The sequence below is a fragment of the Acidimicrobiales bacterium genome (genome assembly GCA_036491125.1).
Classification (GTDB): domain Bacteria; phylum Actinomycetota; class Acidimicrobiia; order Acidimicrobiales; family AC-9; genus AC-9.
In genome coordinates, this window is record DASXCO010000088.1 from 1 (window position 1) to 4248 (window position 4248).

The 4248-nt window shown below is 66.4% G+C and carries 4 protein-coding genes; 3 read left to right on the forward strand and 1 reads right to left on the reverse strand.

What is annotated here, in order from left to right; translation table 11 throughout:
- Window positions 1-41: 41 nt before the first annotated feature.
- Together VGF64_07455 and VGF64_07460 are read left to right on the forward strand one after the other, a co-directional pair.
- Window positions 42-1034: a trypsin-like peptidase domain-containing protein gene (locus tag VGF64_07455; protein ID HEY1634576.1), complete on the forward strand. Its 993-nt coding sequence runs from the start codon at window positions 42-44 to the stop codon at window positions 1032-1034.
- A 98-nt stretch (window positions 1035-1132) separates the two neighbouring features.
- Window positions 1133-2074 (forward strand): SDR family NAD(P)-dependent oxidoreductase, encoded by a 942-nt coding sequence (locus tag VGF64_07460; GenBank protein ID HEY1634577.1) that lies wholly within the window; start codon window positions 1133-1135, stop codon window positions 2072-2074.
- A 99-nt stretch (window positions 2075-2173) separates the two neighbouring features.
- Here VGF64_07460 and VGF64_07465 read toward each other — a convergent pair whose 3' ends face one another.
- Entirely contained in the window at window positions 2174-3775 is a 1602-nt protein-coding gene (locus VGF64_07465; protein HEY1634578.1) for an MFS transporter, read from the reverse strand.
- A gap of 336 nt (window positions 3776-4111) precedes the next feature.
- Between VGF64_07465 and VGF64_07470 the strand changes: the two genes are divergently transcribed.
- Window positions 4112-4248 (forward strand): YceI family protein (locus VGF64_07470; GenBank protein ID HEY1634579.1); only part of this gene is annotated, 137 nt, incomplete at its 3' end.

The following is a 4248-nucleotide window of genomic DNA, read 5'->3' on the forward strand; positions in this document are numbered from 1 at the left end:
GGCGTTGACGGGGGCCCCTCCAGATGACGAAAGGTCGGGAGATGATCGATACATTCCCCGAGCGAACACCCTCCGATGCCGACCGTGGCGCGCTCGACGCCTACTCCGAGGTCGTCACCCGCGTTGCGGCAGAGCTCACGCCACGGGTCGCCGCCGTCCAGATGTCCCGCCAGCGCCGTGACGGTCGTGTCGAGGCCAGCGGAGGTTCGGCTGTGGTCTTCACCGACGACGGCTTCCTGCTGACTAACGCGCACGTCGTGGGAGGCAACAGCTCCGGCACCGCGGCCTTCGGCGATGGGACGACGTCGTCGTTCCATGTGGTCGGCGTCGACCCGTTCTCAGATCTCGCTGTCATCCGCGCCGACGGTTCGACCCCGACTCCGGCCAAGCTCGGAAACGCCTCTGACCTGCGCGTCGGACAGCTCGTCGTCGCGGTCGGCAACCCGCTGGGTCTTGCGGGCAGCGTCACCGCCGGAGTGATCAGCGCCCTTGGACGTTCCTTGCCCACCCAGTCCGGCGGCACCGTGCGCATCATCGACGATGTCATCCAGACCGATGCCGCCCTCAACCCCGGGAACTCCGGGGGCGCGCTCGCCATTTCGTCGGGCGAGGTTATCGGCATCAACACCGCGGTCGCTGGAATCGGGCTCGGGCTTGCCGTCCCCATCAACGACACCATGCAGCGGATCATCATGTCGCTCCTCGCTGACGGCCGGGTCCGACGCGCCTACCTCGGCCTCGGCGGCACACCGACGTTGCTCCCGCCGGCATTGGCGGAGCGCACACAACAGCCGACCGGGTTCCGGATCACTGAGCTTGTTCCCGGCGGACCGGCCGCCCGCGCCGGCATTCGCGAAGGAGACCTCCTGCTCACGGCCGGGGGCCAGCCGATCACGAATGCCCAGGCCTTGCAGGGTCTCATGCTCGCCGACGCGATCGGGCGGCAGCTAGCTATCACCGTCATCCGCAACGGCGCCCTCGTTGACGTCCTCGCCACCCCAGTCGAGCTCGTCTCCGAGCCTGCGAGACCGTGACGCGCACCGAGTGGGAGCACTGAGGAGGCCGGTGGCATCGCGAGCGAACTGCGCGCTCTGCGTCCCGTTAACATCTCGATCCCGAGGGGTACACACCGGTGACCACCAGCCAACACATCAAGATCACCACTCGGTTCGGCGACAAGTCGACCGCCGATGAGGTCAGCGAGGGTGTGGACCTCACCGGCCTGCGGGCCATCGTGACCGGCGGCGCTTCAGGTATCGGATTTGAGACGACACGAACTCTCGCTCGCCTGGGCGCAGAGGTAACCGTCGCGGTTCGCAACGTTGCCGCAGCCGAAGAGACGATCGCTGAGCTGCGCTCCGCTACCGATCGCGCCATCCACGTCGCTCCTCTAGAGCTAACCGACGCGGCCTCCATAGCCGCGTTCGCCGACGCGTGGGACGGTCCGTTGCATCTGCTGGTCAACAATGCGGGAGTCATGGCCATTCAAGAACGGACACTGTCTCCCGATGGCTGGGAGGCCCAGCTCGCCACCAACTATCTCGGCCACTTCCGTCTCACATTTCGCCTCCACGAGGCCTTGGCTAGGGCCCAGGGAGCGCGGATCGTTGCTCTGAGCTCCACTGCGCACCTGTTCAGCCCTGTCGTCTTCGACGACATGGACTTCCGATTCCGCCCTTACGATCCCATACAGGCGTACGCGCAGTCCAAGACTGCTGTGAACTTGTTCGCCCTGGAAGCGACCCGACGGTGGGTCGGTGATGGGATCACGGTCAACGCAGTCAACCCTGGGGCGATCGCGACCCCGCTCCAACGACACATCGGCGGCAGGCTGGCCACACCTGTCGAGATGCGGAAGAGTCCCCAGCAGGGTGCCTCTACCACCCTGCTGGTTGCTACATCCCCTGCTCTCGATGGCCTCGGGGGCCGGTACTTCTCCGACAACCAAGAAGCGACAGTGGTCGACTTCAGGCCCACCAACCTGGCCGACCTCGCTGCCTCCGTCGCCAAGTACTCCCTCGACGCCGACAACGCCGAGCGGCTGTGGAACAACAGTCTTCCGATGATCATCTGAGACCGCGTCCAAAACCAACCTGCCTCGGGCGAACGACTCAGGTGCTGCGCTTGTCGTGGGACGCCCGGAATACCTTCGGGCCCGCTGCGACGGACGTACCTACTTCTGTGACCGAAAGAACACGGAGAGACGGCTTCCATGGCATGGCGCGGCCAACGGAACCAACTCGGGGGATGGTCTCGCCCGCTCTGCGGTCACTGGCTCGGTGACGGCACCTCGCCCGGCTTGGGCCGGCAGGACCGCTGGGACCGGCTTCGGTTCCGGAGACGGCTGTTCTGGCCGACCCCGTAGCAACAGCCCAGCCGTGACCGCCGCAGCCAGCAGCAACACCGCGCCGACGACGAATCCCCACACCCAGGAGCTGGTGGTGGCGGCGGCCAAGGTCGCCGGAGTCGGATGGCGGGGACGCACGGCGGAGAAGCGGGCGGCTGCTACGGCGGTAAGGAGGCCGATGCCGAGCGATCCACCGACCTGTTGGCTGGCGTTGAGCAATGCGGAGGCAACACCGGTGTCCTCGCGGGGGACGCCGGCCACCGCCAACGACGTCATGCTCACGAAGGCGGCCCCGTTGCCGCCACCGATCAGGAGGAGGGACGGCAGGATGTCGAGATACCCGGTGGTGGGTGAGATCCGCACCAAGAGGGCAAGTCCGGTCGCGGCCATGAGGAAGCCGGTGACCAGGATGCGACGGGCCCCCACCCGAGCGAGGATCCTCGAGCCGATCGTGGCGCTGGAGATGCTCGTGGCGGTGACGGCCAGGTAGCCGAGCCCGGTCCTCACCGCCGAGTAGTGCAGCACCTGTTGCATGTACAGCGTGAGGAAGAAGAACATGGCGAAGACCCCTGCTCCGACGAGCAGCATGCCGACGTCTGCGCCGACAAGGGTCCGGCTCCGAAACAGGCGCGGCGGCACAAGGGGGTGACTGCCCCGGATCTGGAGGACCACGAAGATCCCGAGGAGGACGGCGGCGGCCACGAAGACGCCGATGGTGGTCGCCGACCCCCAACCCCACTCGTTGGCCCTGACCAGCCCGAAGACCAAGGCGGCGAGGCCGCCGGTGACCGACACGGCGCCAGCGACGTCGAAACCTCGGGCCACGGGGTCACGGATCTCGCCGATCAGGTACAGCGTGGCGAGGGCGGCGAAAGCGCCGATGGGCACGTTGACGAAGAACACCCACCGCCAGCTCAGCCAGCTCACGAGCGCGCCACCGGCCACCAGGCCGATGGCTGCTCCTGTGCTGGCGATGGCGCCCCACACTCCGAACGCCCGGTTGCGCTCGTCACCCTCGGTGAAGATGACCGTGACCAAACTGAGGGCGGCGGGGGCCATGAACGCGGCTCCCATGCCCTGGACCGCCCGGGCCGCGATCAGCACAACCGGCGAGGTCGCCAGGCCACACACCAGGCTCGCTGCCACGAACCCCACCACGCCCGAGACGAAGACCAGGCGTCGGCCGAAACGATCGGCCACCCTACCTCCGAGGAGCAGAAATCCGCCGAAGGCCAAGACGTAGGCGGTGACCACCCACTGGAGGTTGGCTGTCGAGGAGAAGTGCAGGGCCCGCTGGATCGACGGGAGGGCGACGTACACCACGGTGGTATCGAGCACCACCATCAGATCGGCCAGGGCCAGGACGATGAGCGCCGCCCGCTTGTTCGAGGTCAATCCGGCGGGCGCCAGCCTCGCTGTCACCTCCATTAGAGCGTCCTTACGTCAGCGGGAGGCCTTGACATCAGCCAGGCTCAGCCCGAGTACGCCCGCTTGACATCGGCGATGTCAGATGCACTTGTCGTGACATCCTTCGTTCGTTGCTCGGCCGGTCCAGGTCGGGGCCTGCGGCCAAATGGTCAGGTTCCCGTCATCCTGTGCAGTTAGCAGGCCCGATGGCATCCACGAAATCCGTAGTCGGTGGTCGAACCGCTTGAGGTGAGTCCCGAGATCTAGGCCATCTCGTCTAGCAGGCTATCGACTATGGATTTCCCGGATGCGATGGCGACGCGCCACCGAGAGAATGGTGTCAACCAAAGGAGCCCCATGTCTGATGTAGCGACCCAGATTCCCCCTGGTTACCTAGCCGGTACGTGGGACATCGATCCCGTCCACTCGGAAGTGTCCTTTTCCGTCCGTCACATGATGGTGAGCAAGGTCCGCGGCCGCTTCGGGTCGTTCGA

Excerpts from the sequence above, each read along its gene's own strand:
- VGF64_07465 (HEY1634578.1), bottom strand. The coding sequence starts at position 3,775 with ATGGAGGTGACAGCGAGGCTGGCGCCCGCCGGATTGACCTCGAACAAG.
- VGF64_07455 (HEY1634576.1), top strand. The coding sequence starts at position 42 with ATGATCGATACATTCCCCGAGCGAACACCCTCCGATGCCGACCGTGGC.